Here is a 25,263-nt window from a genome sequence, read left to right as displayed (position 1 = left end):
CGCCGTCTGGTGGAATGAGCCGCATGACTCCGGACGTCGCCCAACGCCCGCGACCTGTCCTGATCGGGGGCGTCCTGGCCGCCTTCGGCGGCGTCCTCCTGCTGCTGGGGCTCTGGGACGCGCTGGGAGCGACCGCCTCGGCCGAGGTGCGCCGCCAGCTCGCGGAGCAGCTCGCCGAGCCACCGGCCAGCGGTCTGGGGCTCGACGTCGACCAGGCCGTCACGGCCATGAGGGTCCTGATCCGGGTGCTCGCGGTCGTCGGCGGCCTGTCGGTCGTGCTCGCGGTCTTCACGGTGCTGGGCGATCGTCGTGCGCGCTGGGGCCTCCTCGCGTGCGCCGTGATCGTCTTCATCGGCTCACCCGTCGCCGGGGTCGGCCTGCTCGGGCTCGGGGTCACCCTGGGCACGATCCTGGTCTTCTCCGGGCCGGGGCGCGACTGGTTCGCGGGGCGGCCGATCCGTACGCCCCCGGAGCGTCCGGGCGCGGACACGCGCGGCAGCGCGTCGGGCTCCTCGGACCGGACAGGCACGTCGCCGTCGGTCTTCACCAGCCCGAAGGGCTCACCGCTGGCCACGCCCTCGCCGTCGATCGGCGCCGTCCGGGACCGCACGGCGGAAGCCACGCCTCGTCCCCGCGCGGTGAGTGAGGCCTGCGTGGCGACGTGGATCGGCTGCCTCGCGGGTTTCCTGCTGAGCCTGGTGGTGGTGCTCGGCGCCGTCCTGTTCCGCGACGTCGCCGTCGAGCAGCTCGGTGACGAACCCCAGTTGGCGCAGCTGGGCATCGGCGTCGACCAGGCGCTGGACGGGCTGACCGTGCTCGGGGGGCTGGCGCTGGTCTGGTCGATCGCCGCGGGAGGGCTCGCGGCCGGTGTCTGGCGGGGGAACGAGGTGGCGCAGATCCTGCTGGTGGTCTCGGCCGGCTTCACGATCGTCGCGGGCCTGCTGACACTGCCTCTCGGTCTGGTGAACGCCGGTCTCGCCGCCTTCGTGCTGGCACGGCTGCTGCGCGGCGACGCTCGTGCCTGGGCAAAGGATCGCCCGAACTCCTGACGCGGCCCGGGCCGAAGGACCATGATCGGTGCAAACGATTCCTGAGTGGTCCGAATCGGCGGTGAGGGGTGGAGCACGTGTGGGCTCCCGTGGCGCTGTGCTTCGGGACGGCCGCGCCCGCGAGCCTCGTGCTGCACGGGATCCACCACTCGCTCACCGTCGTCGGCGTGCTCGCGGTGCTGTGGCTGCTCGCGCCGGCCTCCTGGGTGCGGCGCGTCCGTCAGGCCGTAGGCGGGCCCGACCACCGCGCCGTCACCGTCTGGGTCACCGTGGCCGTCACGGCCTCGGTGGCCGCGGCGCTCGTCCACGCCCTCGTCGTCCCGGGGCACCTGCGGCCCGAGGCGGGTGCGGTGCTCGCCCCTGCCTTCGCCGTCGTGGCGGCTCTCCAGGCGGGATGGGCGTACGCGGTCGCCCGGTCGACGAGGAGCGCGGCGACCGTCCCGGCGGCCCTGCTCGTCACAGGCCTGGCTCTCCACGGTGGCGCGCTCGGCATCTGGCTCATGAGTCGTACGTGGGGCCTGCCGACCGCGATCTACCCCGGCCCCGTGCCGGCGTTCGGTGCGCCGGACCTGCTGGCCGCCGTGTGGCAGCTGCTCACCGTCGTCGCCGTCGCGGTCCTGCTGCACGGAACGCGGCGGACGACCGTGCCCGCGGACGCCACTCCGGTCGGCACCCGGGTGGACCGGTGGACGTCGTGGCCCCCGGCGTCGCGGCTGGTCGCCGTTGCGGCGGGGGGCAGCCTCGTCGCGCTGGTCACCGCGGGAGGCCTGCTGTGAGCTGGCAGATCGGCATGGCCGCGAACTCCGTCATCGCCGTCGCCTACTTCGCGATCACCGTCGCCATCGTGCGTCCGCTCATCCGCTCGGGTCAGCTCCGCTCGAACCCGCTCGGCGCCGCGACCGCCGCGATCTTCCTGACCTGCGCCGTGCACCACGGGTCCCACGCGGTGCACATGCTGATGCCTGCGTTCGGGGTCGATGAGGCGACCGGCGGAGCGATGCGGGCAGCCTGGACGCCGGCCCTGGCCGTGTGGGACCTGGTCAGCGCGTTCGTCGCCGTCTACTACCTGACGTTGCGGCGCACGTACTCCTCGCTCATGGCGGGAGCCCAGCTGTTCGAGGACTACCGCAGCCGCGAGCGCCAGGCACTCGAGCTGAACGACAACATCCTCCAGGCGCTCGTGGTCGTACGCATGGCCGTCGAGGTGGGCGACGAGAAACGGGCGCTCGCGAGCCTCGACACGGCCATCGGCTCGGCCAGCGGCATGATCACCGGCCTGCTGGAGTCGGGCGCCGACACCCGGGGACTGCTGCGTCGCACCTCAGCGATCCTCGACGCCCAGAGCAGCAGAGCTGCGGCCGGACGGTCGACAGGTGATTCCGTGCACGACACCGACGGGACGACGGCGTGACCACCGGGACGCAGCTGCTCGACCGCGACGACCTGTCCGAGGGCGCCGGCTCGCCGGCGCTGCGCGTGGTCATCGTCGACGACACACCGGACCTGCGCGAGCTGCTCAGCCTGGCCCTGCGCCGCCGGCAGGTCTTCGAGATCGTCGGCGAGGCCGGCGACGGAGCACGCGGAATCGAGGTCGTCGAGAGCACCCGGCCCGACGTCGTCGTGCTGGACCTGGCCATGCCGGTGATGGACGGGCTCGAGGCGCTCCCCGCGATCAAGCGTCTCGTGCCCGAGGCCGTCATCCTCGTGCTGTCCGGCTTCGGCGCCGACGCGCTCACCGAGCAGGCGCTGGCCGCCGGCGCGGCCGACTACATCCAGAAGGGCATCCCGCTCTTCGACATCGTCGACCGCATCCTCGAGCTCTGCGACGACCGCGGGATGCGCGAGACGCTCGCATCGAGGACCTCGACGCCGTGGTCCGGGGAGGCCCGGGGGGCCCGGGAGGCCCGGGGGGCCCGAGAGGCCCGAGACGCCCGGTCCCCGGCCGAGCCCGAAGCGCCCTTGCTGCCGTTCCCGGACGACGTGGACCCCGCTGCCATCCTGGCCGGGTCCGGAGCGTGCGTGCTCGTCCTCGACGACGACGACGAGGCCTGTGTCCGCTGGTTCAACCCGGCGGCCGCGCAGGTCTGGCACGGTCGCCTGTCGGTCGGCGCCCCGCTGGCCCAGGAGGCCCCTGAGCTCGCACGTCTGGCGCGAGCCCACCGCGACGGCGCCCACGCCTTCGACACGCCGGTCGGGCACCCGTCGCGTCCGGGCACGGCCATGGCGCGCGTCCAGGACGGCCACCTGGTGGTCCTCGCCCGCGGCGCCGACTCCGACAGCGACTCCCACCGCCTGCGTCGCGCCATCGCCACGACCGCCCACGAGATCCGCAACCCCGTCACCGTGCTCGCCGGCGTCTGTGAGGCCTTCGAGGACGACGCCGACCTGCCGCCCGCGTTCCAGAAGCGGTTGCTGGACTCCGTACGCCGCCAGGCCCGCCTGCTCGAGTCCATCACGGCCGACCTGCTCGCCGCGGCACAGGCGGACCGCGGCACCCTGCGGGTCGACCCGCGCGAGCTCGACGTCGAGAGCACCGTCCGCGACATCCTCGCGCCGCACCCCGAGATCCGCCTCGTGGCCGGACGACGCGCTCGCATGTGCGCGGACCCCTACCGCTTCGAGCAGATGCTCTCCAACCTGGTCTCCAACGCCCAGAAGTACGGCGCCCCACCGATCGTCGTCAAGGTCGACGTCACCGCCGACCACGTCGCCATCGCCGTCGAGGACTCCGGCGACGGCGTCCCCGACGCCTTCCGCGACCGACTCTTCACCGAGTACGCCCGCGCCGAGGGCACCGAGGCGCGGGGCACCGGCCTCGGCCTGTTCGTCGTCCGGCAGCTCGCCGAGGCACAAGGCGGGGGCGTCGACTACCAGCCGAGCGTGCTCGGCGGGAGCTGCTTCACCCTGAGGTTGCCCACTGCGTGACGTCAGCCGGGCGCGGGTCCGCCCGGCGAGCACTCCAGGCGGCCCGCCGCGTACGCCTCCGTCAGGCGCCGCACCCCCTCGGCGACCGTCGCCTCGTCCTTGCAGAACGCCCATCGCACGAGGTGCCGCCCGGGTGAGTCCGCGCCGTGCTCGTAGAACGCCTGGGCCGGGATCGCCACCACACCCGCGCGCTCCGGCAGGGCCTCGCAGAACGACCGCCCGTCCTGCCAGCCCCAGGCCGAGACGTCGGTGAGCACGAAGTACGAGCCCTCGGCGCTCCGCACGTGCAGACCGAGTTCGCCCAACCCCGCCACCAGCAGGTCCCGCCGCGACGCCAACGACCGTGCCAGGTCCTCGTGGAACCCGTCGTGGTCGGTCAGGGCCAACGCCACGGCCGGCTGCAACGGCGCGGCGGAGGAGAACGTCAGCCACTGTTTCGCCGCGAAGACCGCGTCGACCAGGTGCGCCGGGCCCGTGGCCCAGCCGACCTTCCACCCCGTCACGTTGAAGGTCTTGCCGGCCGAGCTGATCGACACCGTCCGCTCCGCCATCCCCGGGAGCGACGCCGGCGCCACGTGCTCGCGGCCGTCGAAGACCAGGTGCTCGTACACCTCGTCGGTCACCACGACCACGTCGTGCGCGACCGCCACCCGGGCGATGTCCTCGAGCTCCGCACGCGTCAGCACCGTCCCGGTGGGGTTGTGCGGGGTGTTCAGCAGGATCAGACGCGTCCGGTCGGTCACCGCGGCCTCCAGCGCCGCCACGTCCAGCCGGAAGTCCGGCGCCGCCAACGTCACCGGCACCCGGACCCCGCCCGCCAGGTCGACCGCCGCACGGTAGGAGTCGTAGTACGGCTCGAGCAGCACGACCTCGTCGCCCGGCTCCACCAGCCCGAGCACCGCGGCCGCCACCGCCTCCGTCGCGCCGGTCGTGACCACCACCTGGGTGACGGGGTCCAGCTCGACACCGTGGTGACGGTGCTGATGATCCGCGACCGCCCGCTGCAACGCGGGCACGCCCCGGCCGGGCGCGTACTGGTTGGCCCCCTGGCGCAAGGCCGTCACCGCAGCCTCCAACACCTCCGGAGGTCCGTCGGCATCAGGGAACCCCTGGCCCAGGTTCACCGCGCCCGTGCGCACCGCCAGCGCCGACATCTCGGTGAAGATCGTCGTCGCCGGCACGTCGCGGAGCCGCGACGCGAGCGCGGACGCCACCTGGTCCTCCACCTCGTCCGTCACACCGTTTCGCATGCGTTGGACCGTACGGGGAGAATGCAGGTCATGGGTGACGCGGGCACGACCGACCGACCGCCAGGCACGCGCTCGCGCGGCAGCCGGCTCACCTTCCTCGCCGGCCTGTCGATGCTGCTCGTGGGGGTAGGTCTGCTCGGATACGTCGGCTGGCAGCTCTTCGGCACCACCTACGTCTCGCAGCGGGCCCAGGACGACCTCGTCGAGCAGCTGGAGCGCGACTGGTCGCGCCCGGCCCCGGACCCGCAGGACGGGGGCACCCTCCAGGCGGTCGCGTCCGGCGACGACGGGCCGGCGATCCTGCGCATCCCGGCGCTCGGCGGCGAGTACGCCGTGCCGATCCTCGACGGCGTCGACGAGGCCACCCTCACCGAGGGCCTCGGGCACTTCCCGACCAGCGCAGCCCCGGGCGAGGTCGGCAACTACGCCCTGGCCGGCCACCGCATCACCCACGGCGAGCCCTTCCGACGGCTCCCGGAGCTGCGACCGGGCGACCGTGTGATCGTGGAGACGCGCGAGACCCGTTACGTCTACGAGCTCCTCACCGACCCCAACGACCTCGTCGTGGACTTCAGCCAGGTCTGGGTCGTCGACCCGCTCCCGACCAACCCCTCACCCGGCGGTGTGCAGCCGCCGCAGGCGGACGACCAGCGGTTGATCACGCTGACCACCTGCTCGGAGCTGTTCCACACCGACAACCGCATGATCGCGTTCGGCGAGCTGGTCCGCACGGTCGACAAGGCGTAGGCCCGCGCGGAGTCGTCTCCTAGGCTCCGCTCATGGCCGACCCGCAGACCCGTGACCGCGACCACCTGATCAGCCAGATCGACGCGAAAGCCGTCGTGCGCGGCCGCGTCACCCTCTCCTCGGGCGCGGAGGCCGACTACTACGTCGACATGCGACGCGTGACGCTCGACGCCGACGCGGCGCCGGTGCTGGGCCGCGTGATGCTCGACCTCGTCGCGGACCTGGAGTTCGACGCCGTCGGGGGCCTCACCCTCGGTGCGGACCCGGTGGCCCTGGCGATGCTGCACGCGGCAGCAGCCGCAGGTCGCCGGGTCGACTCCTTCGTCGTGCGCAAGGAGGCGAAGACGCACGGGATGCAGCGGCGCATCGAAGGTCCCGACGTGACCGGCCGGCGCGTGCTCGCCGTGGAGGACACCTCCACGACCGGCGGCTCGGTGCTCGAGGCCGTGGCCGCGCTGCGTGAGGCCGGTGCCGAGGTCGTCGCGGTCGCCGTGGTCGTGGACCGCGGCACCGGGGCCGCGGAGCGCGTCGCCGAGGCCGGGCTGGACTACCGTCACGCGGTCGGACTCGGCGACCTGTCGGTCTGAGCCGACCGTGCATCCCCTCCGGGGGGTCAGTCGCGACGCTCGGTTGCCGGCTGGGCGTGAGCCTGGCGCCGGTGCCGCCACCACTCGATGCTGGCGGGCACAGCCCCGACGAGCAGGATCGCGAGGATCGCGTAGTCGATGTTCTCGCCGATGATCGGGAACTCGCGACCGAGGAAGTACCCCAGCAGCATGATCGAGAGAACCCACACCACGGCTCCGATGCCCGACCACAGCATGAACCGGGCACGGCCCATCCGGGTCACGCCGGCCACCACGGTGATGTAGGTGCGTACGAACGGCACGAAACGGCCGATGACGAGTGCCTTGTTGCCGTGGCGGTCGAAGAACGCCTCGGTCTGATCGAGGTACTTGCGCTTGATGACCCTGCCGTCGCGCGCGTAGAGCCGGGGTCCCAGCAGGCTGCCGAACTCGTATCCGACGACGTTGCCCGCGAACGCGGAGAGGCTCAGGAGCACGGTCGCGGTGAGCAGGTCCAGCTCCATGGGCCCCGGGACGACCGAGTCCTGCGAGGCTGCGAAGATGCCGATCGCGAACAGCAGGGTGTCGCCGGGCAGGAACGGGAAGAACAGCCCGCACTCGACGAACACGATCAGGATCGAGATCCAGAAGAACGCGGACCCGAACTGGTCGAGCAGCCACTGCGGGTCCATCCACCTCAGCCCGTCGATCCCGAGGATCAGCGGCGCCAGGAGAGGCTCGAGCAGGTCCACGCACCGAGGGTAGCCCTCGACCGTACGCATCTGCCGTCGCGTCTAGGCTCAGGGGCGTGCCCGAGGACGAGCGCGCGCCGTACGACCCCATGCCGTACGGGCCGACCGAGGTCGGTGTCGGCCCCTGGCCCGGCGGCGAGGCAGCATGGCCGACGGGACCCGGGTCACAGGTGTACGACCCCGAGCTGCTGGCCGCCGGCGACCGTCGCAACGTGGTGGACCGCTACCGCTACTGGCGGATGGACGCGATCGTCGCCGACCTCGACACCCGCCGACACCCCTTCCACGTCGCGATCGAGAACTGGCAGCACGACTTCAACATCGGGACGATCGTGCGCACGGCCAACGCGTTCCTCGCCGCGGAGGTGCACATCGTCGGCAACCGGCGGTGGAACCGCCGCGGCGCCATGGTCACCGACCGCTACCAGCACGTACGCCACCACGCCGGGGTCCCGGACCTGGCCCGCGACCTCCACGAGCGCGCGGAGCCGGTGACGCTGCTCGGCATCGACAACCTCCCCGACTCGGCCCCGATCGAGGCGCTCGAGCTGCCGCGCCACGTGTGCCTGTTGTTCGGTCAGGAGGGGCCGGGGCTCTCGGCGCAGGCCCGCGAGGCCGTCGACGGCACCTTCTCTATCACCCAGTTCGGGTCGACCCGCTCGATCAACGCCTCCGCGGCGGCAGCGATCGCGATGCACACCTGGGTCAGGCAGCACGCGGACCTGTCCGCCGCCGACGCCTGGCGCGGCTGAGACCGGGCACTAGGGTGGCGGACGACTGCCCAGACATCCCGTACGCCGCTAGGAGCACCGCCGCATGCCCATCGCCACACCCGAGAAGTACGCCGAGATGCTCGACACCGCGAAGCAGAAGAACTTCGCGTTCCCGGCGATCAACGTGACCAGCTCGCAGACCTTCAACGCCGCCATCAAGGGCTTCGCCGACGCCGGCTCCGACGGCATCATCCAGGTCTCCACCGGCGGTTCGGAGTTCTTCTCCGGTCAGGGCGTGAAGAACATGGTGGCGGGCTCGGCTGCCTTCGCCGCGCACGCGCACGAGATCGCGAAGCACTACGACATCCACGTCGCCCTGCACACCGACCACTGCCCCAAGGACAAGCTCGACGGGTTCGTACGCCCGCTGCTCGACATCTCCGCCGACCGAGTGAAGAACGGTCAGCTGCCGCTGTTCCAGAGCCACATGTGGGACGGCTCCGCGGTCGAGCTGGAGGAGAACCTCGAGATCGCGAAGGAGCTGCTGGCCAAGGCACACGCCGCGCAGATCGTCCTCGAGGTCGAGATCGGCGTGGTCGGCGGCGAGGAGGACGGCGTCGACAACGAGGTCAACGAGAAGCTGTACACGACGCCCGAGGACGCCATCGCCACCGTCGAGGCGCTCGGCAACGGCGAGAACGGCCGCTACATGACCGCCCTGACCTTCGGCAACGTGCACGGGGCGTACAAGCCCGGGCACGTGAAGCTGCGGCCGGAGATCCTGAAGAAGGCGCAGGAGGCCGTGGTCTCCCACCTCGGCCTCGAGTCGGGCTCGCGGCCCTTCGACCTGGTCTTCCACGGCGGCTCGGGCTCCAGCGAGCAGGAGATCAGCGACGCGGTCGACTACGGCGTGGTCAAGATGAACATCGACACCGACACCCAGTACGCGTTCACCCGCCCGGTCGTGGACCACATGATGAAGAACTACGACGGGGTACTGAAGATCGACGGCGAGGTCGGCAACAAGAAGGTCTACGACCCGCGCAGCTGGGGCAAGGCCGCCGAGAACTCCATGACCGCCCGCGTCGTCGAGGCCTGCGAGCACCTCCGCTCGGTCGGGAACTCGGTCAAGTGACCCCCGGCCCGGACCTGATGGCCGGCCCTCCGGCCACCCACCTGCCCGAGGACCCGGCAGCGGCCGAGCTCGCGGCCGGCGAGCAGCCGACCGAGGTGGTGCGGGAGTTCCCCGCCTCGCCGTTCGCGTGGGCCGAGCTCGCCGAGCGGGCCCTGGCCGACGACTCGATCGACGACGTGACGGCGTACGCGTACGCCCGCACCGGCTACCACCGCTCGCTGGACCTGCTCCGCCGCAACGGCTGGAAGGGCCACGGGCCGGTCCCGTGGGACCACGAGCCGAACCGCGGCTTCCTCCGCGCGCTGGCCGCCCTGGCGACCGCGGCCCACCGCATCGGCGAGGACCCCGAGGCGCAGCGCTGCCGCGACTTCCTCCGCGACTCCAGCCCCGCGGCGTACGAGGCCCTGCTCGACTCCTGACGGCCTGGCCCACCGGGCCCCTCGAACTGCCACGGGGCACGCGTTGCAGCGCGTGCCCCGTGGCAGTTGCGGCAGCCGAGCTGTGGACGAGGCCCTTCTCCACCGGTGTCGGTTCGCGCGATCGCGAAGACAGGCTTCCCACAGCACGATTCCGCGCATGGACCTCGCACCGGCCGACCTCCTGACGCGCAAGCGCGCCCTCGACCTCGGACTGACCGACGCGCGCCTCCGATCCCTCTCACGGCAAGGCGGACCGTGGATCGCGGTGCGACGCGGCGTGTACGCATGCCGCGCCACCTGGCAGGCGTCCGGTGTGGTCGATCGACACCGCATCATGGTCCGAGCCGCTCTGCTCGGCCGCGACGGCGAGCAGTCCGCCAGCCACGGCAGCGGGGCGGTCGTGCAGGGGCTCGCGGTGCTGCACGCGTCCATCAAGGACGTCCACCTGACGAGCCCCGCTGCCGAACGTACGCGCGCCTCGGCCGGCGTCAGAGTGCACCGCGGCACCATCGACGTGCGCGAGCTGCGCCGTGTCGACGGCGTGCCCGTCCTCTCGGTCGCACGAGTCGTCGCCGACGTGGCTCGCACGGATGGACGAATCCCCGGACTCGTCGTCGCCGATCAGGCGCTCCGCTCAGGGACGACTCGCGCCGAGCTGTCCGACGCCGCCGCGCGACAGTCGGGGTGGCCGGGTGCGGCCTGTCTGACGAGCGTCGTCCGGGACGCCGACGGGCGTGCTGAGAATCCGGGTGAGACGCTGCTGCGAGCACTCGCGCTCGAACTGGATCTCGGCGACGTCGAGTCGCAGTTCCACGTCAGCGACGGCACACGCACCGCCTATGCCGACCTGCGAATCGGCCGCGTCCTCATCGAGTTCGACGGCAGGGTCAAGTACGGGCGTGAGTTCCGACGGCCGGGCGAATCCCCCGAGGACGTGCTGTGGCGCGAGAAGAAGCGTGAGGACTGGCTGCGATCACTTGGTTTCGTCGTCGTGAGAGTGACCTGGGACGAGCTGTGGGGCCGCAGGCGTCAGGAGACGGCGGCGAGACTGCGCGCTGCGATCCTGGGCAGCTCATAGTCGACCGGACCGCTGTCATCGTCGCCGGGCAGAGGTTGCAGCGTGTGCCCAGTACACGATCGAGCGGCCCAGCGGGCGTACGCGTCAGTCGTCCCGCAGGTGCGCCAGCTGGCTGAACGGGCTCCGCGGCCCCCACCCGGCGCCGGCGCCGGTGTCGCGGTCGGGGTCGAGGTGCATCGGGATCGCCCGGCGGTGCAGCCTCCACGTGCGCGAGGTGTACGGGCCGCTGATCTCGCCGTCGGCGGAGATGTAGAACTTGTCGCCGGCGACCGTGACCTCGCGCCCCTCGAGGTAGTCGACGTCGCGGCGCGTGCGGTGCTTGCGACGCACCATGTCCCAGACCATCGCCAGACGGGTGATGCGTCCGATCGAGTGCGACACCATCACGTCGAGGGTGCCGTCCTCGGGGTCGGCGTCGGGGGTGACCTGGTTGCCGCCTCCGACCGAGGGGCCGTTGCCGACCGCCACCATCAGCACGTGGCTGGAACGGTCGGCCACCTGCTCGCCGTCGACGGTCACGTCGAGCCGCAGGATCGGCGGGTTGAGCGCGGAGATGGCGGCGCCGACCGGGTACCCGAAGATGCCGAGCCTCACCTTGCCGAGGCGGGACTTCCAGTCGGCGGCCTTGCGTGAGGCGTGGGCCGAGGCGCCGAGGTGCACCGCGTTGACGACGACGTGGGAGTCGTCGTCGACGATCACGTCGACGGGTGTCGGCTCGGTCTCGACGATGAGACGCGCGGCCTCGTCCGGCTCGAGCGGTACACCGACCCCGCGGGCGAAGTCGTTGCCGGTGCCCAACGGGAGGAGGCCGACAGGGCCGTCGCCGAGCTCGCCACGGGCGTGCAGCCGGTCGATCACGGCGTGGAGGCTGCCGTCGCCGCCGGCGATCACGATGGTGCGTCCGTCGCGGTCGGCGAGCACGTCGTCCAGCTCCTCGGGCGAGGAGGTGCTGACGACCTGTGCCTCACCGGCCGCGGTCAGCACCTCGAGCGCCAGACGCAGCGCGTGCCCGTCGTCGTCGGAGCCTGCGGTGTCGTTCGTGATGACGAGGTAGCGGACCATCCTCTTCATCTTCCCCCGGCCTCCCTGGCGGAACCGATGCGGCGGACGACGTCTGTCACACCGGTCCGGCGCTTGCTAGGGTGCGTTCGCAAGAGCCCGGTGCTGTTGCGCCCGGGCTCTCGTGCTGTCCGGTCGCGGGCAGGTCCGGGCCGACCTGCCGCCTCCTCGAGGAGACAACCAGACATGCCAGCCATCGTCGTGCTCGGCGCCCAGTGGGGCGACGAGGGCAAGGGCAAGGCCACCGACCTGCTCGCCACCTCCGAGACCATCGACTACGTCGTACGCACCTCCGGCGGTCACAACGCCGGCCACACCATCGTCGTGAACGGCGAGAAGTTCGCCACCCACCTCCTGCCGTCGGGCATCCTCACGCCGGGTGCGACCTCGGTCATCGCGAACGGTGTGGTCGTCAGCCCCGAGGCGCTGTTCCGTGAGCTCGACGGCCTCATCGAGCGCGGTGTCGACGGCGTCGAGGAGCGGCTGGTGGTCTCGGCCAACGCGCACGTGATCGCCGACTACCACTCCACGATCGACAAGGTCGCCGAGCGCTTCCTCGGCAACAACAAGATCGGCACCACCGGGCGCGGCATCGGGCCCGCGTACGCCGACAAGGTCAACCGCGTCGGCATCCGCGTCTCCGACCTGTTCGACGCCGCGCTGCTGACCGAGAAGGTCGAGGGTGCGCTCGACATCCGCAACCAGCTGCTCACGAAGGTCTACAACCGCCGCGCGATCGAGGTCGAGCAGGTCGTCGAGGAGCTCACCTCCTACGCCGAGCGGCTGAGGCCCATGGTGGCCGACACCTCGCTGCTGCTGAACCAGGCGCTGGACCGCGGCGACACCGTGCTCTTCGAGGGCGCCCAGGCGACGATGCTCGACGTCGACCACGGCACCTACCCGTTCGTCACGTCCTCCTCGCCGGTCGCGGGCGGGGTCTGCATCGGTGCCGGGGTGGGCCCCACGCGCATCGACCGGGTCATCGGCGTGGTCAAGGCGTACACGACCCGGGTCGGCTCGGGACCGTTCCCGACCGAGCTGTTCGACGAGAACGGCACCGAGCTGCAGCGCATCGGCGGCGAGATCGGCGTCTCGACCGGGCGTACGCGCCGCTGCGGCTGGTACGACGCGGTCATCGCGCGCTACGCCGCCCGCGTCAACGGTTTGACGGACTTCTACCTCACCAAGCTCGACGTGCTCGACAGCTGGGAGTCGATCCCCGTGTGCGTCGCGTACGAGATCGACGGCGTCCGGCACGACGAGATGCCGATGACGCAGGCGGACTTCGCGCGGGCGACGCCGGTGTACGAGCACTTCGAGGGCTGGGGCACCGACATCTCGGGCGTCCGCCGGTTCTCCGACCTTCCGAAGAACGCCCAGTCGTACGTGCTGGCGTTGGAGGAGATGAGTGGGGCACCCTTCTGGGCACTCGGGGTCGGCCCCGGGCGCGACCAGACTGTCGTCCTACGAGAAGGCTGAGCAGATGAAGACACTCGTCCTCGGTTCCGGTGGCCGCGAGCACGCCCTGTGCCTCGCCCTGACGCGGGACCCGGGGGTGAGTGAGGTGCACGCCGCACCGGGCAACCCGGGCATGGCCGAGTGCGCCACGGTGCACGCCGTCGACATGTGCGACGGCGAGGCGGTGGTGGCCCTCGCGAGGCAGGTCGCCGCGGACCTGGTCGTCATCGGCCCCGAGGCGCCGCTGGTCGCCGGTGTCGCCGACGTGGTGCGTGACGCGGGCATCGCGTGCTTCGGACCCTCGGGAGAGGCGGCGCAGCTGGAGGGCTCGAAGGCGTTCGCCAAGGACGTCATGGCCTCGGCCGGTGTGCCGACGGCCCGGGCGGCCCTGTGCACCTCGCCCGACGAGGTGGAGCTCGCGCTCGACCAGCTCGGGTGCCCGTACGTCGTGAAGGACGACGGCCTGGCCGGCGGCAAGGGGGTCGTGGTCACCGAGCTGCACTCGGAGGCCATGGCGCACGCGGCTGCCTGCTCGCGGGTGGTGGTCGAGGAGTTCCTCGACGGTCCCGAGGTGTCGTTGTTCGCGGTCACCGACGGCGAGACGGTCTACCCGCTGCAGCCCGCGCAGGACTTCAAGCGCATCTTCGACGGCGGCGAGGGCCCCAACACGGGCGGCATGGGGGCGTACACCCCGCTCCCGTGGGCGCCCGGCGGGCTCGTCGAGGAGGTGCTCGAGACCGTGCTGCAGCCGACCGTCGACGAGATGAGGCGTCGGGGCACGCCCTTCACGGGGCTCCTGTACGCCGGTCTCGCCCTGACCTCGGCCGGCGTGAAGGTGATCGAGTTCAACGCCCGCTTCGGCGACCCCGAGACGCAGCCGCTGCTCGCGCTGCTGGACTCGCCGCTGGGCTCGCTGCTGCACGCGGCCGCCGTGGGCGAGCTGGCCAACGAGCCGGCTCCGGTGTGGAAGCCGGGCGCTGCGGTGGGGGTCGTGATGGCCGCCGCGGGTTACCCCGGGCAGGTGCGTACGGGCGACCTGATCGGTGGCCTGTACGGCGAGCGCAGCCTCGAGCAGCTCGACGGCGTCGAGGTGATCCAGGCCGGCACGCGCACCGACGGCGACCACCTGCTCACCGCCGGTGGACGTGTCCTGTGCGTGACCGCCGTGGGCGACTCGGTCAAGGACGCCCGGGCGAAGGCGTACGCGGGCGTCGAACGCATCGAGTTCGACGGGGCGCAGTGGCGCTCCGACATCGCCGCCGACGCCTGACGCCCAGAGGGCACACCATCACGCCGAGAGGGCACACAATCACGCCGAGAGGGCACACAATCACGCGGCGATGACGCACCGTAGGCCTCGTCGTGCCGTCTCGCAGCGATCCCGTGGTTTCCCAACGGCCCGAGACAATGGAGTCGGACCCGGCTGGGACAATGCCGCCGTGACCGTCCCCAACGTCCTCGCCACCCGCTACGCCGGAGCCGACCTGGCCGAGATCTGGAGCCCCGAGCACAAGATCGTCCTCGAGCGGCGGCTGTGGATCGCCGTGCTGAAGGCCCAGAAGGACCTCGGCGTCGACGTGCCCGACGGGGCGGTCGAGGCGTACGAGCAGGTCGTCGACTCCGTCGACCTGGCCTCCATCGCCGCCCGCGAGCGGGTGACCCGGCACGACGTGAAGGCGCGCATCGAGGAGTTCAGCGCGCTCGCCGGGCACGAGCAGATCCACAAGGGCATGACCAGCCGCGACCTGACGGAGAACGTCGAGCAGCTGCAGGTGCTCAGCTCGCTGGCGTTGATCCGCCAGCGGGTCGTCGCGACGCTGGCGCGACTCGCGCAGCTGGCCGCCGACCACGACGACATGGTCATGGCGGGCCGCAGCCACAACGTCGCCGCGCAGGCCACGACGATGGGCAAGCGGTTCGCCTCGGCCGCCCAGGAGCTGCTGGTCGCGCTCGAACGCCTCGACGAGCTGACGGTGCGCTACCCCCTGCGCGGCATCAAGGGCCCCATGGGCACCGCCCAGGACATGCTCGACCTGCTCGGCGGCGACGCGTCCAAGTTGGACGACCTCGAGCAGCGGGTCGCCACGCACCTCGGGTTCACCCGGGTGCTCAGCAGCGTCGGTCAGGTCTATCCGCGCTCGTTGGACTTCGACGTGGTCTCGACGCTCGTGCAGATCGCATCCGGACCCTCCAGCCTCGCGACCACCATCCGCCTCATGGCCGGCAACGAGCTCGTCACCGAGGGGTTCAAGGAGGGCCAGGTGGGCTCCTCGGCGATGCCCCACAAGATGAACACCCGCTCGTGCGAGCGCGTCAACGGTCTGGCCGTGGTGCTCCGGGGCCAGCTGTCGATGGTGGGTGAGCTCGCCGGCTCGCAGTGGAACGAGGGTGACGTCTACTGCTCGGTCGTACGCCGCGTCGCCCTCCCCGACGCTTTCTTCGCCCTCGACGGGCTCTTCCAGACCTTCCTCACCGTGCTCGACGAGTTCGGCGTCTTCCCCGCGGTGGTGCAGCGTGAGCTCGACCGCTACCTGCCGTTCCTCACCACGACCAAGGTGCTGATGACGGCCGTACGCAACGGCGTCGGCCGCGAGGCCGCGCACGAGGCGATCAAGGAGCACGCGGTCGCCGTCGCACTGGAGATGCGGCAGGGGTTGGAACGCAACGACCTGTACGACCGGCTCGCCGCCGACCCCCGCCTCGGCCTCGACGCCGAGCAGGTGGAGCGACTGGTCGCCGAGCCGCTGGAGTTCACCGGCGCGGCGGTCTCGCAGGTGCGGGAGGTCGTACGCCAGGTCGAGGCGCACGTCGCGCAGGACCCGGCAGCAGCGTCGTACACCCCCGGGGCGATCCTGTGACGGGCGACCCGAACATCCCCGCCGCCACCCCGATCGAGGGCTGCACGCACCTGCACTCGGGCAAGGTGCGCGACCTCTACCGGATCGAGGCGGGTGAGCACGCCGGCCGGCTGCTGATGGTCGCCTCCGACCGCATCTCGGCGTTCGACTTCGTGCTCGACACGACGATCCCCGACAAGGGCGAGATCCTCACGCGCATGTCGCTGTGGTGGTTCGACCAGCTCGACAGCCTCGTGCCGGGCCATGTCGTGTCGCGCGACCTGCCGCACGGCGTCCCGGCCGAGCTGCGCGGCCGAGCCGTGGTGTGCGAGTCGCTCGAGATGTTCCCCGTCGAGTGCGTCGCGCGCGGCTACCTGACCGGCTCGGGCCTCCTCGACTACCGCGAGACCGGCGAGGTCTGCGGCGTGCCGCTGCCCGAGGGCCTCGTCGACGGCGACCGGCTGGACCAGCCGATCTTCACGCCCGCGACCAAGGCGGCGGTCGGCGACCACGACGAGAACGTCAGCTACGACGTCGTCGCCCGACGGCTCGGCGACGGACTCGCGGCCCAGCTGCGCGACCTCACCCTCGAGGTGTACGCCACCGCCGAGGCCATGGCGCGGCAGCGCGGCATCATCCTGGCCGACACGAAGCTCGAGTTCGGGGCGCGTGAGGACGGCACGATCGTGCTGGGCGACGAGGTGCTCACCCCGGACTCGAGCCGCTTCTGGCCCGGCGACGACTGGCGGCCGGGGCAGCCGCAGCCCTCGTACGACAAGCAGGTCGTCCGCAACTGGCTGCTCTCGCCGGAGTCGGGCTGGGACCGCAGCTCCGGCGCGCGTCCGCCGGCCCTGCCCGAGGAGGTCGTGGCGCGTACGCGTGCTCGCTACGTCGAGGCGTACGAGCGTCTCACCGGGGAGACCTTCTAGTCATGGACCTGCCCCCGATCACGTTCTCGGTCGACATCGCCGCCCCCCGCGAGGAGGTCTTCGCCTACTTCGCCGACCCCCGGCACCGCGCCGACTGGCAGTCCTCGCTCAAGCGCGTGGAGATGCTGGACCGGGGGGAGCCCCGGGTCGGCATCCGGTGGAAGGACCACACGAAGGTCGGCGTGGTCGCCGAGCTGGAGACCACCGTGCAGGAGCAGCCCGAACGCTGGGCCGAGACCGGGTCCTGGCGCGGGGTCCGCGCAGACCTGTCGATGATCTTCGAGTCCTTGGCCGACGGCGGCACTCGGGCGCACGTCGAGGCGGTCATCGCGGGGGAGAAGACGTACGTCGTGCTCGCCCTCGCGGCGTGGCCGGCCATGCCCGTGGCGCTGCGGATGGACGTACGCCACGCCGGACGGATCATCGAGGGTCGTTCCGGCTGAGGTCCGCCGCCACCGGCGAGGCCGCGCGAGACGAGGTTGCAGGACGCGGGATCATGGGGTGTGGCCACCTTCGACCCCCAGACCGCGCTCTACGCCGCCGGGTACGACCCTCACGGGGCCGACGTGGTCGCGTCCACCGTGCGCGGAGAGTACGCATCCGCCCTCGTCGAGAGCCGCGACGACGGCCTCGGGACGCGCCTCGAGCTCTACCGGCGCACCACCGAGGGCTGGCACCGTGTCGCCAGCGGCAACGCCGAGGGCGTCGCCGACGGCATCGCCATCGCCGTCTGGGACGAGCAGGACCACCGCATCGTCCTGGGATACATGAATCCCGAGTCCGAGCCCGGCCCGGCGCCGATCGCCAAGAAGCGGGCCTACCGCGACACCAGTCTCTTCTGGCTGGCCGTGCTCGGCGTGCTGCTGTGGCCCGCCGTGGCTGGGCAGTACGTGTGGACGGGCCCGCAGCCCGGCCTCGTCTTCCTCTCCTTCCAGGCCGTGCTCATCACCGGCATCGCCGTGCTGATCCTGCGACAGTTGCTGCGGTTGTGGCGCGATCCGTCGGAGACGCCGACGAGGGCGTACGTGCTGGCGCTGCTCGGTGTCGCGGCGATCTTCCTCGGGCTGGCTGCCAACCAGCTCGTCTTCGACGACGGGCTGCCGGGCGTCCCGGTCGGGGCGATGAGCCTGTTCCTGGCCGCCAACTGCCTTCTGCTGGCGGTGCGCGAGGGCGTACGCATGGTGCGGCGGCGACGCGCCGCACCGGCTGCACGGACCGCCTCGACGAGCTGACCTGGCGGCCGTGACCCTGCCCGGGTCGCAGCATGGTTGTGTAGCGCAATGACCTCCGCACCTCTCGTCGCGACCAGCAGCGCCGGCGCGGTCGCGGCCGCCGACCACCGCGCGGCGGACGTCGGCGCCCGCATCCTGGCCGCTGGCGGCACCGCCGCCGACGCGGCCGTCGCGACGAACGCCGTCATGGCCGTCTTGGCGCCCCACCTGTGCGGCATGGGCGGTGACCTGTTCGCGCTCGTGCACGAGCCCGGCCGGCCGACCCCGTCGTGCGTCTTCGCCGCCGGACGCGCCGGGTCAGGCGCCGACGCGGCGGCCATGCGGGCCGAGGGACTCACCGCCATGCCGCTCACCGGGGACCTTCGCTCCGTCACGGTGCCGGCTGCCGTCGACGGGTGGCTCCTGCTGCACCGCGAGCACGGCCGCCTCCCGCTCGCCGATCTCCTGGAGCCCGCTGCGGAGCTGGCCGAACAGGGCTTCGGCGTCTCGCCGCTGATGGCGCCGTCCGCTCCGCGCGTCGCGGCGTTGCGCGGGGGCGAGGACTTCGCCGGGATCACCGCGGCAGCTCAGACGATGCGGCGGCCCGGGGTGGCCCGTACGCTCCGCGCCCTCGCCGCCGAGGGCCGCGACGGCTTCTACGGCGGCGAGTTCGGGGCGGGGCTGCTCGCGCTGGGCCAGGAGCTCGAGGCGCCTCTCTTCGACGAGGCCGACCTCGCCACCCCGCTGGCAGAGCTCGTCGACCCCCTGCGCGTACGCGTCGCCGGCCACGACGTCTGGTCGACACCGGCGCCCACGCAGGGTTACCTGCTGCTGTTGGGGCTCGCGGTCGCCGACGCGGCCAGCGGAGGACTCGGTGCCCTGCCGCAGCCTGGCGACCCGGCCTGGGCGCACCTCCTGGCGGAGGCGGCGCGGATCGCGGCGTACGACCGCGTCGACCGCCTCCACGACACCGCCGACCTGGCGGCGCTGCTGGCCGACACCGATGACCTCGCCCGGCGTGCCGGGATGGTCGGTCCGACGGCGCGGCTGGACCTCCCGGGGGCCGCCCGCGACGGCGACACCACCTACCTCTGCGCCGTCGACGGCGAGGGACGGGGCGTCTCGCTGATCCAGTCCAACGCCCTCGGCTACGGCGCGCTGCTGATGGAGCCCTCGACCGGCATCAACCTGCACAACCGTGGCATCGGGTTCTCACTCACCGAGGGGCACCCCGCCGAGCTGCGCCCCGGCGCCCGCCCGCCGCACACGCTCACCCCGGCGCTGGTGACGCGCGCCGACGGCTCGTTGCGTGCCGTCACCGGCACCATGGGCGGCGACGCGCAGCCGCAGATCATGCTCCAGCTGATCAGTCGCATGCTGGGAAGTCAGGACGCCGGGGAGGCCATGGCGGCGGCCCGCTTCCGCTTCGGTGTCGAGGGCTCGGGGTTCGACACCTGGCTCGACCCGCACGCCGTACGCCTCGAGCTCGAGACCGGTCATCCACAGGCCTGGCGTACGGGCCTCGAGGCGCTCGGTCACCCGGTCGTCGAGGCCGACTTCGGCGGCGGGTTCGGGCACGCGGCGACCATCGAGGTCGACGAGCACGGCGTACGCCACGCGGCGGCCGACCCCCGTGCCGTCGTCGGCGGGGTCGCGACGACCTGAGGACCCGGCACCTCCCAGGACGCCGGCGACCTCAGGCGTCGGCGTACGTCAGGTCCTGCGCCTCCGCCGCCGATCCCCGTGCGTCGGTCCCGTGGTCGTCGAGCTCGTCGACGGCGCGCAGGTGTGCCCGACCCGCGACCAGCACCGTGACGGCGGCGAGCACGGCCACGGCTCCCATCCAGAACGGCAGCGCCACCGCGATGTCGCCGAGGGTGCCGGCGAGGAACGGTGCGAGGGCACCTCCGGAGAACCGGACGAAGCTGTACGCCGCGCTGGCCACCCCTCGCTCGACGGGGGAGACCTTCATGACGGCCTCGGTGATGAGCGTGTTGTTCAGGCCGAGGAACGCGCCGGCGACGACCACACCGACCACCAGCACGGTCTTGGAGCCCGAGCCGAGCGCCATGACGGCCAGCACGACGGCGAAGGAGGTGAGCGCCAGCACGATCCCCGCGTACGTGCCCACCCGTCGCTGCACGCGGGGAGCCACCACCACCGAGGCGAACGCCAGCATCAGGCCCCAGCCGAAGAACACCAGCCCGGTGCCCGCAGCCGAGAAGTCCAGCGGGAACGGCGTGAAGGCCAGCAGCGTGAAGAACCCGACGTTGTAGAGCAGGGCGGCGACGCCCAACGTCAGCAGTCCACCGTGGGCCAGCGCCCTGATCGGCGCGGAGATCGGCGTCGGGTCGCCCGCAGGGCCGGCATCGGGCAGCAGCCAGGCCGTCGCGGCGAGCGCGACCGACATCAGGATGGCGACGCCGTAGAAGGGCCAGTGGTAGGAGATCGACCCGAGCGCGCCGCCGAGCAGCGGGCCGGCGGCGATGCCCAGCCCCAGCGCGGCCTCGTACAGGATGATCGCCTGGCCCACCGACCCGCGCGCGGCGCCGACGATCGCCGACAGGGCGGTGGCGATGAAGAGCGCGTTGCCGAGACCCCACACGGCGCGGAAGCCGACGATGCCGGTGACCGAGTCCTGGGTGCCCGCCAGTCCGGCGCCGGCGATGATGATGACCAGTCCGAGCAGCAGGGTGCGTTTCGCGCCGATGCGGGAGCTGACCCAGCCCGTCCCCAGCATCGCGACGCCCATGACCGCGAGGTAGCTGGTGAAGAGCAGCGAGACCTGGGCGGCCGAGGCGTCGAGCTCGTCGGCGATGGGCTTGAGGATGGGATCGACCAGGCCGATGCCCATGAAGGCGACGACACAGGCGAACGCCACGCTCCAGACGGTCTTCGGTTGACGCCACATGAGGGACCCCTTCGTCTCGACTACGACTCAATAGTTGCTCATAACAACTAGCGTGGCCAGCAGAGGTGACGCCGTCGTGAGCGAGATCATGCCGCCGCGCGACGGGCGGCGCAGGCCTGTCCGCCCCCTGGGGTGGCCCGATAGTTTGGGCCCCCCGTGACGTAGGACACGCTGTATCCAGCGGTCTTCACCAGCCCGTGTACGTAACCCACGCCAGGAGGCACTGTGCTCAACCTGTCCATCTTCCTCGAGGACTCCGCCCGCAAGTACCCGGAGCGTGAGGCTGTCGTCCTGGGTGACACCCGACTGACGTACGCCCAGGTGAACGGTGCCGCCAACCAGGTCGCGAACCTGCTCGTCTCCCGCGGCATCCAGCCCGGCGACAAGGTCGCCCTCTCGTGCGCGAACACGCCGCACTTCCCGATCGTCTACTACGGCATCCTCAAGGCCGGCGGTGTGGTGGTGCCGCTCAACGTGCTGCTGAAGGCACGCGAGGTCGCCTACCACCTCACCGATTCAGAGGCGAAGGCCTACTTCTGCTTCCAGGGCACCCCCGACCTCGACATCGGCGTGCAGGGACACAAGGGCTTCAGCGAGGTCGACGGCTGCGAGCACTTCTTCATGATCACGGCCGACCCGTCCGCGGACTCCCCGGTCGAGGGCACCGAGACCATGGCGCAGGCGACCAAGGACCAGTCGCCGCAGTTCGAGTCGGTGCTCCGCCAGGAGAACGACGGCGCGGTCATCCTCTACACCTCCGGCACCACCGGTCAGCCGAAGGGTGCGCTGCTGAGCCACAACAACCTCGTGCTCAACGCCCTGACCGGCAACCGGCTCTTCGACTCCAAGCCCGCGACCGACAAGCACCTGGTCACGCTGCCGCTGTTCCACTCCTTCGGCTCCTCGGTGCAGATGAACGCCGGCTTCTCGATGGCCGCGACGCTGGTGCTGCTGCCCCGCTTCGACGCCGAGCAGGCGGTCGGCCTGATGCAGAAGGAGGAGATCACCTTCTTCGCGGGCGTCCCGACCATGTGGTGGGGACTGCTCGGGGCCCTCGACGGCGCCGACACCGAGAAGATCGCCGGCAACCTGCGCGTGGCCTGCTCCGGTGGCGCCAGCCTCCCGGTCGAGATCATCAAGAAGGCCCAGTCGCAGCTCGGTGTGCAGATCCTCGAGGGCTACGGCCTGTCCGAGACCGCGCCCGTCGCGACCTTCTCCGACCCCGACCGCGACCCGCGGCCGGGCTCGATCGGTGTGCCGATCTGGGGCATCGAGGTGAAGCTGCTCAAGCCCGAGACCTGGGAGGAGCTGCAGCCCGACGGCGGCTCCACCGGCGACGAGGTGGGCGAGATCGCCATCCGCGGCCACAACATCATGCTCGGCTACTACAACCGTCCCGAGCAGACCGACGAGGTGATGAAGGACGGCTGGTTCCGCACCGGTGACCTCGGCCGCCGCGACGAGGACGGCTTCTACTACATCGTCGACCGCGCCAAGGACATGATCATCCGCGGCGGCTACAACGTGTACCCGCGTGAGATCGAGGAGGTGCTGATGAGCCACGAGGGCGTCTCGCTCGCCGCGGTCGTCGGCATCCCGCACGAGAGCCACGGCGAGGAGATCAAGGCGTTCCTGATCCCCGAGGACGGCGCCGACCTCGACTCCGACGAGATGGTCGCGTGGTGCAAGGAGCAGATGGCGGCCTACAAGTACCCGCGGGTCATCGAGGTCGTCAAGGACCTCCCGATGACCGCCACGGGCAAGATCCTCAAGCGCGAGCTCGTCGACGGCTGAGGTCCCTCGACGCGCTCACGGCGCCCCACCTCCGCGGAGGTGGGGCGCCGTGCTGCGTGCGTGGGTCGCCCGCTTGCTCAGGCGGGCCGAGACCTGGTCAGGACTGCTGACCGGCCGTGAACGGGTCCGGCCGTCCGCCCGGCAGCTGCGCGATCAGCTCGCGCGCCTGCTGGGCGTGCTTGTGCTCGCACAGGACCTCGTAGCGCGTGGCGACGACCTGGCTGATCGAGGAGAAGTCGCGCCGACCCCGGGTCGCGGCGTAGCCGACCAGGGCCCAGATGACACCGAAGGCCAGACCGAACAGCGCCGTGGACAGGATCGTGCTCAGCGCCTCGGCCTCCGCGAACAGCGAGATCACCAGACCCACGAACAGACCGAGCCACAGCCCCGACATGGCGCCGCCGGCGGCGACGCGACCGGTGGTGAGCCGGCCGGTGATGCGCTCGACCTGCTTCAGGTCGGTGCCGACGATCATGCAGTGCTGCACCGGGAAGCCCTCGTCGGAGAGGTGGTCCACGGCGCGCTGGGCGCCGCTGTAGTCGTCGTAGACGCCCAGTGACTGCGGGAACTCCAGCCGCATCGAGGCGGCTGCGCTTGCTCGTACGTTGCTCATGACCCGACGATTCCCGCGTACGCCCGGGTCATCCGCCCCGGGGACCCGGCGCACCGGACTCTTCGCGGACTCTCAGCGAAGCAGCTTGCTGGCGAGCACCGCGGCCTGCGTACGCCGCTCGAGGCCCAGCTTCGACAGGATCGAGGAGACGTAGTTCTTCACCGTCTTCTCCGCGAGGTGCAGCTCGACGCCGATCTGCCGGTTCGTCATGCCCTCGGCGACCAGGCTGAGGATGCGCCGCTCCTGCTCGGTGAGCTGCTCCAGCTCGGGCTTGCGGGCGGGGCCGCTGCGTACGCGCTCCAGCACCCGCGCCGTCAGCGACGGGTCGAGCAGCGACTGGCCCGCGGAGACCCGACGGACCGCGTCGGTGAGGTCGTTGGCGGCGATCTGCTTGAGCAGGTAGCCGGCGGCGCCGGCGAGGATCGCTGCGAACAGCGCCTCGTCGTCGTCGTAGGAGGTGAGGATGAGCGCCTTGATGTCGCTGTTGGCCGATCGCACGTCACGGCACACCTCGATGCCGGACCCGTCGGGGAGCCGGCCGTCGAGCACGGCGACGTCGGGCGCCAGGCGGAGGATCTCCGTCGTGCCCTCCGCGACGGTGCCGGCCTCGCCGACCACCTCGATGTCGCCCTCGGCCTCGAGCAGCTCCCGCAGGCCCCGGCGCACGATCTCGTGGTCGTCGAGCAGGAAGACGCGGATGGAGGGGCTCATGTGCCCATCTAACCCTCTGCAACCGGCGCTGTCTCGGTTCCGCCGGGGCGGTCGCAGGTCGGCGGCTGGCAGGATCGACGCCGTGCCCGACCCCAGCCCTCCGGAGAGCCGAGCCGGGACGCCCGCGCAGCCCGGCCCCGACGGTCGTCCCCGTTGCCCGTGGGCGCTCTCGCAGCCCGACCTGCGCGACTACCACGACCAGGAGTGGGGCGATCCGGTCCACGGCGAGACCGCGCTCTTCGAACGCATCAGCCTGGAGGCGTTCCAGTCCGGCCTGTCCTGGCTGACGATCCTGCGCCGCCGTGAGGGGTTCCGGGCCGCGTTCGACGGCTTCGACCCCGAGGCCGTGGCCGCGTACGACGAGGACCGCGCCGCCGCCCTCCTCGCCGACACCCGCATCATCCGCAACCGCGCCAAGGTGCACGCCACGATCGGCAACGCCCGCGCCGTACTCGTCCTGCGGGAGCGCGGGGGCCTGGACGAGCTGGTCTGGAGCCATCGCCCCGAGGTCTCGCCGGCGCCGCGCGTGGTCGAGGACGTCCCCACCACCTCCACGGCCTCCCGTGAGCTCGCCCGCGACCTGAAGCGTCACGGCCTCACCTTCGTCGGACCCACCACGGCCCACGCCCTGATGGAGGCGTGCGGGCTCGTCGACACCCACCTGCTGGGCTGCTTCCGGCGCGGATCGGCCTCGTGATCCTCGGGCTGCTGGGGCTGCTCGCGTGTCAGCTCGTGGGGGAGGTCCTGGTCGCCGTGACGGGTCTTCCCGTCCCCGGGCCCGTCGTCGGCCTCGTGGTGCTCCTGGCGTGGCTGACCTGGCGCCGACCGGGTGCGGACCACCCTGTGGTGCGTACGGGTGACGGCCTCCTGCGTCACCTCCAGCTGCTCTTCGTGCCCGCGGGGGTCGGGGTCGTCGCGCAGGCGGCGGTCATCGGCGGATCGGTGGCGGCGATCGCCGCGGGGTTGGTGGTGTCGTGGTTCGCCGGGTTGGCGGTCACCGGGGGCGTCGCCGTGCTGCTCCTGCGCCTCACCACCGCGCGTGAGGGGTCGCCGTGAGCGTGCTGGAGTCCCTGCGGGAGACACTGGCCGGTCCGCTCGCCGGGGTG

The 25,263-nt window shown here is 71.8% G+C and carries 26 protein-coding genes; 20 read left to right on the top strand and 6 right to left on the bottom strand.

The window, feature by feature from the left end:
* Positions 1-23 precede the first annotated feature (23 nt).
* The 4 genes from KLP28_05570 (at position 24) to KLP28_05555 (ending at position 3,974) form a co-directional block, all read left to right on the top strand.
* Positions 24-1,049, top strand: coding sequence for a hypothetical protein (locus tag KLP28_05570; protein ID QWC86175.1), 1,026 nt, complete (start codon positions 24-26; stop codon positions 1,047-1,049).
* 77 nt (positions 1,050-1,126) lie between these two features.
* Positions 1,127-1,825, top strand: coding sequence for a hypothetical protein (locus tag KLP28_05565; GenBank protein ID QWC86174.1), 699 nt, complete (start codon positions 1,127-1,129; stop codon positions 1,823-1,825).
* A complete protein-coding gene (locus KLP28_05560; GenBank protein QWC86173.1) occupies positions 1,822-2,460 on the top strand; it encodes a hypothetical protein in 639 nt (212 codons plus the stop codon). The genes KLP28_05565 and KLP28_05560 overlap by 4 nt, the downstream gene beginning before the upstream one ends.
* Entirely contained in the window at positions 2,457-3,974 is a 1,518-nt protein-coding gene (locus tag KLP28_05555; GenBank protein QWC86172.1) for a response regulator, read from the top strand. Before KLP28_05560 ends, KLP28_05555 begins: the two co-directional genes overlap by 4 nt.
* 2 nt (positions 3,975-3,976) lie before the next feature.
* On the opposite strand, the gene KLP28_05550 is transcribed toward KLP28_05555, so the two are convergent.
* The gene (locus tag KLP28_05550) at positions 3,977-5,224 is read right to left on the bottom strand and encodes a pyridoxal phosphate-dependent aminotransferase (GenBank protein ID QWC86171.1); all 1,248 of its coding nucleotides are present in this window, start codon (positions 5,222-5,224) and stop codon (positions 3,977-3,979) included.
* A 30-nt stretch (positions 5,225-5,254) separates the two neighbouring features.
* Here KLP28_05550 and KLP28_05545 point away from each other — a divergent pair, with 30 nt between their 5' ends.
* A complete protein-coding gene (locus KLP28_05545; GenBank protein ID QWC86170.1) occupies positions 5,255-5,971 on the top strand; it encodes a class E sortase in 717 nt (238 codons plus the stop codon).
* A gap of 32 nt (positions 5,972-6,003) precedes the next feature.
* A complete protein-coding gene (locus KLP28_05540) occupies positions 6,004-6,558 on the top strand; it encodes an orotate phosphoribosyltransferase (GenBank protein QWC86169.1) in 555 nt (184 codons plus the stop codon).
* Between the two features lie 26 nt (positions 6,559-6,584).
* Here KLP28_05540 and KLP28_05535 read toward each other — a convergent pair whose 3' ends face one another.
* A complete protein-coding gene (locus KLP28_05535; protein QWC86168.1) occupies positions 6,585-7,319 on the bottom strand; it encodes a VTT domain-containing protein in 735 nt (244 codons plus the stop codon).
* A 59-nt stretch (positions 7,320-7,378) separates the two neighbouring features.
* Between KLP28_05535 and KLP28_05530 the strand changes: the two genes are divergently transcribed.
* From KLP28_05530 to KLP28_05515, 4 genes are all read left to right on the top strand, one after another.
* Positions 7,379-8,041 carry an rRNA methyltransferase gene (locus KLP28_05530; GenBank protein ID QWC86827.1) on the top strand — a complete coding sequence of 221 codons (663 nt, stop codon included), beginning with the start codon at positions 7,379-7,381 and terminating at the stop codon, positions 8,039-8,041.
* A gap of 64 nt (positions 8,042-8,105) precedes the next feature.
* A complete protein-coding gene (gene fbaA, locus KLP28_05525) occupies positions 8,106-9,137 on the top strand; it encodes a class II fructose-bisphosphate aldolase (GenBank protein ID QWC86167.1) in 1,032 nt (343 codons plus the stop codon).
* Positions 9,138-9,154: 17 nt separating this feature from the next.
* Positions 9,155-9,556 carry a DUF3151 domain-containing protein gene (locus KLP28_05520; protein ID QWC86826.1) on the top strand — a complete coding sequence of 134 codons (402 nt, stop codon included), beginning with the start codon at positions 9,155-9,157 and terminating at the stop codon, positions 9,554-9,556.
* Between the two features lie 157 nt (positions 9,557-9,713).
* Entirely contained in the window at positions 9,714-10,634 is a 921-nt protein-coding gene (locus KLP28_05515; GenBank protein QWC86166.1) for a hypothetical protein, read from the top strand.
* Between the two features lie 84 nt (positions 10,635-10,718).
* Here KLP28_05515 and KLP28_05510 read toward each other — a convergent pair whose 3' ends face one another.
* Entirely contained in the window at positions 10,719-11,696 is a 978-nt protein-coding gene (locus KLP28_05510; protein ID QWC86825.1) for a diacylglycerol kinase, read from the bottom strand.
* A 183-nt stretch (positions 11,697-11,879) separates the two neighbouring features.
* Between KLP28_05510 and KLP28_05505 the strand changes: the two genes are divergently transcribed.
* The 7 genes from KLP28_05505 (at position 11,880) to KLP28_05475 (ending at position 19,793) form a co-directional block, all read left to right on the top strand.
* On the top strand, positions 11,880-13,172 hold the full coding sequence (locus KLP28_05505) for an adenylosuccinate synthase (protein QWC86165.1): 1,293 nt from the start codon (positions 11,880-11,882) through the stop codon (positions 13,170-13,172).
* 4 nt (positions 13,173-13,176) lie between these two features.
* Positions 13,177-14,421, top strand: a complete 1,245-nt coding sequence (gene purD / locus KLP28_05500; GenBank protein ID QWC86164.1) for a phosphoribosylamine--glycine ligase — start codon at positions 13,177-13,179, stop codon at positions 14,419-14,421.
* A gap of 70 nt (positions 14,422-14,491) precedes the next feature.
* The gene (locus KLP28_05495; GenBank protein QWC86163.1) at positions 14,492-16,009 is read left to right on the top strand and encodes an adenylosuccinate lyase; all 1,518 of its coding nucleotides are present in this window, start codon (positions 14,492-14,494) and stop codon (positions 16,007-16,009) included.
* 14 nt (positions 16,010-16,023) lie between these two features.
* Positions 16,024-16,917, top strand: a complete 894-nt coding sequence (locus KLP28_05490) for a phosphoribosylaminoimidazolesuccinocarboxamide synthase (protein QWC86824.1) — start codon at positions 16,024-16,026, stop codon at positions 16,915-16,917.
* Positions 16,918-16,919: 2 nt separating this feature from the next.
* Positions 16,920-17,360 (top strand): SRPBCC family protein, encoded by a 441-nt coding sequence (locus tag KLP28_05485; GenBank protein ID QWC86162.1) that lies wholly within the window; start codon positions 16,920-16,922, stop codon positions 17,358-17,360.
* Positions 17,361-17,420: 60 nt separating this feature from the next.
* Complete coding sequence (locus KLP28_05480) at positions 17,421-18,149, top strand: hypothetical protein (GenBank protein QWC86161.1); 729 nt, start codon at positions 17,421-17,423, stop codon at positions 18,147-18,149.
* Positions 18,150-18,197: 48 nt separating this feature from the next.
* Positions 18,198-19,793, top strand: a complete 1,596-nt coding sequence (locus KLP28_05475) for a gamma-glutamyltransferase family protein (GenBank protein QWC86160.1) — start codon at positions 18,198-18,200, stop codon at positions 19,791-19,793.
* 31 nt (positions 19,794-19,824) lie between these two features.
* Here the strand turns inward: KLP28_05475 and KLP28_05470 are convergent, their stop codons facing one another.
* Entirely contained in the window at positions 19,825-21,039 is a 1,215-nt protein-coding gene (locus KLP28_05470; protein ID QWC86159.1) for an MFS transporter, read from the bottom strand.
* 225 nt (positions 21,040-21,264) lie between these two features.
* Here KLP28_05470 and KLP28_05465 point away from each other — a divergent pair, with 225 nt between their 5' ends.
* Complete coding sequence (locus KLP28_05465) at positions 21,265-22,833, top strand: long-chain fatty acid--CoA ligase (protein ID QWC86158.1); 1,569 nt, start codon at positions 21,265-21,267, stop codon at positions 22,831-22,833.
* Between the two features lie 97 nt (positions 22,834-22,930).
* Here KLP28_05465 and KLP28_05460 read toward each other — a convergent pair whose 3' ends face one another.
* Together KLP28_05460 and KLP28_05455 are read right to left on the bottom strand one after the other, a co-directional pair.
* Positions 22,931-23,446: a hypothetical protein gene (locus KLP28_05460; protein ID QWC86157.1), complete on the bottom strand. Its 516-nt coding sequence runs from the start codon at positions 23,444-23,446 to the stop codon at positions 22,931-22,933.
* 72 nt (positions 23,447-23,518) lie between these two features.
* A complete protein-coding gene (locus KLP28_05455) occupies positions 23,519-24,157 on the bottom strand; it encodes a response regulator transcription factor (protein QWC86156.1) in 639 nt (212 codons plus the stop codon).
* Here KLP28_05455 and KLP28_05450 point away from each other — a divergent pair.
* Positions 24,156-24,854: a DNA-3-methyladenine glycosylase I gene (locus tag KLP28_05450; GenBank protein QWC86155.1), complete on the top strand. Its 699-nt coding sequence runs from the start codon at positions 24,156-24,158 to the stop codon at positions 24,852-24,854. The two genes, KLP28_05455 and KLP28_05450, sit on opposite strands and share 2 nt — an antisense overlap.
* On the top strand, positions 24,851-25,213 hold the full coding sequence (locus KLP28_05445) for a CidA/LrgA family protein (protein QWC86154.1): 363 nt from the start codon (positions 24,851-24,853) through the stop codon (positions 25,211-25,213). Before KLP28_05450 ends, KLP28_05445 begins: the two co-directional genes overlap by 4 nt.
* Positions 25,214-25,263: the final 50 nt, after the last annotated feature.

The sequence above is a fragment of the Nocardioidaceae bacterium genome, assembly GCA_018672315.1.
Taxonomy (GTDB): domain Bacteria; phylum Actinomycetota; class Actinomycetes; order Propionibacteriales; family Nocardioidaceae; genus TYQ2.
Note: the sequence above shows the minus strand (reverse complement) of the source record. Positions and strands in the feature narration are given on the sequence as shown.

Excerpts from the sequence above, each read along its gene's own strand:
- KLP28_05505 (QWC86165.1), top strand. The coding sequence starts at position 11,880 with ATGCCAGCCATCGTCGTGCTCGGCGCCCAGTGGGGCGACGAGGGCAAG.
- KLP28_05485 (QWC86162.1), top strand. The coding sequence starts at position 16,920 with ATGGACCTGCCCCCGATCACGTTCTCGGTCGACATCGCCGCCCCCCGC.
- KLP28_05540 (QWC86169.1), top strand. The coding sequence starts at position 6,004 with ATGGCCGACCCGCAGACCCGTGACCGCGACCACCTGATCAGCCAGATC.
- KLP28_05475 (QWC86160.1), top strand. The coding sequence starts at position 18,198 with ATGACCTCCGCACCTCTCGTCGCGACCAGCAGCGCCGGCGCGGTCGCG.
- KLP28_05450 (QWC86155.1), top strand. The coding sequence starts at position 24,156 with ATGTGCCCATCTAACCCTCTGCAACCGGCGCTGTCTCGGTTCCGCCGG.
- KLP28_05510 (QWC86825.1), bottom strand. The coding sequence starts at position 11,696 with ATGGTCCGCTACCTCGTCATCACGAACGACACCGCAGGCTCCGACGAC.
- KLP28_05455 (QWC86156.1), bottom strand. The coding sequence starts at position 24,157 with ATGAGCCCCTCCATCCGCGTCTTCCTGCTCGACGACCACGAGATCGTG.
- KLP28_05530 (QWC86827.1), top strand. The coding sequence starts at position 7,379 with ATGCCGTACGGGCCGACCGAGGTCGGTGTCGGCCCCTGGCCCGGCGGC.
- KLP28_05495 (QWC86163.1), top strand. The coding sequence starts at position 14,492 with ATGACGCACCGTAGGCCTCGTCGTGCCGTCTCGCAGCGATCCCGTGGT.
- KLP28_05460 (QWC86157.1), bottom strand. The coding sequence starts at position 23,446 with ATGAGCAACGTACGAGCAAGCGCAGCCGCCTCGATGCGGCTGGAGTTC.
- KLP28_05470 (QWC86159.1), bottom strand. The coding sequence starts at position 21,039 with ATGTGGCGTCAACCGAAGACCGTCTGGAGCGTGGCGTTCGCCTGTGTC.
- KLP28_05515 (QWC86166.1), top strand. The coding sequence starts at position 9,714 with ATGGACCTCGCACCGGCCGACCTCCTGACGCGCAAGCGCGCCCTCGAC.
- fbaA (QWC86167.1), top strand. The coding sequence starts at position 8,106 with ATGCCCATCGCCACACCCGAGAAGTACGCCGAGATGCTCGACACCGCG.
- KLP28_05545 (QWC86170.1), top strand. The coding sequence starts at position 5,255 with ATGGGTGACGCGGGCACGACCGACCGACCGCCAGGCACGCGCTCGCGC.
- KLP28_05570 (QWC86175.1), top strand. The coding sequence starts at position 24 with ATGACTCCGGACGTCGCCCAACGCCCGCGACCTGTCCTGATCGGGGGC.
- KLP28_05535 (QWC86168.1), bottom strand. The coding sequence starts at position 7,319 with ATGCGTACGGTCGAGGGCTACCCTCGGTGCGTGGACCTGCTCGAGCCT.
- KLP28_05520 (QWC86826.1), top strand. The coding sequence starts at position 9,155 with ATGGCCGGCCCTCCGGCCACCCACCTGCCCGAGGACCCGGCAGCGGCC.
- purD (QWC86164.1), top strand. The coding sequence starts at position 13,177 with ATGAAGACACTCGTCCTCGGTTCCGGTGGCCGCGAGCACGCCCTGTGC.
- KLP28_05550 (QWC86171.1), bottom strand. The coding sequence starts at position 5,224 with ATGCGAAACGGTGTGACGGACGAGGTGGAGGACCAGGTGGCGTCCGCG.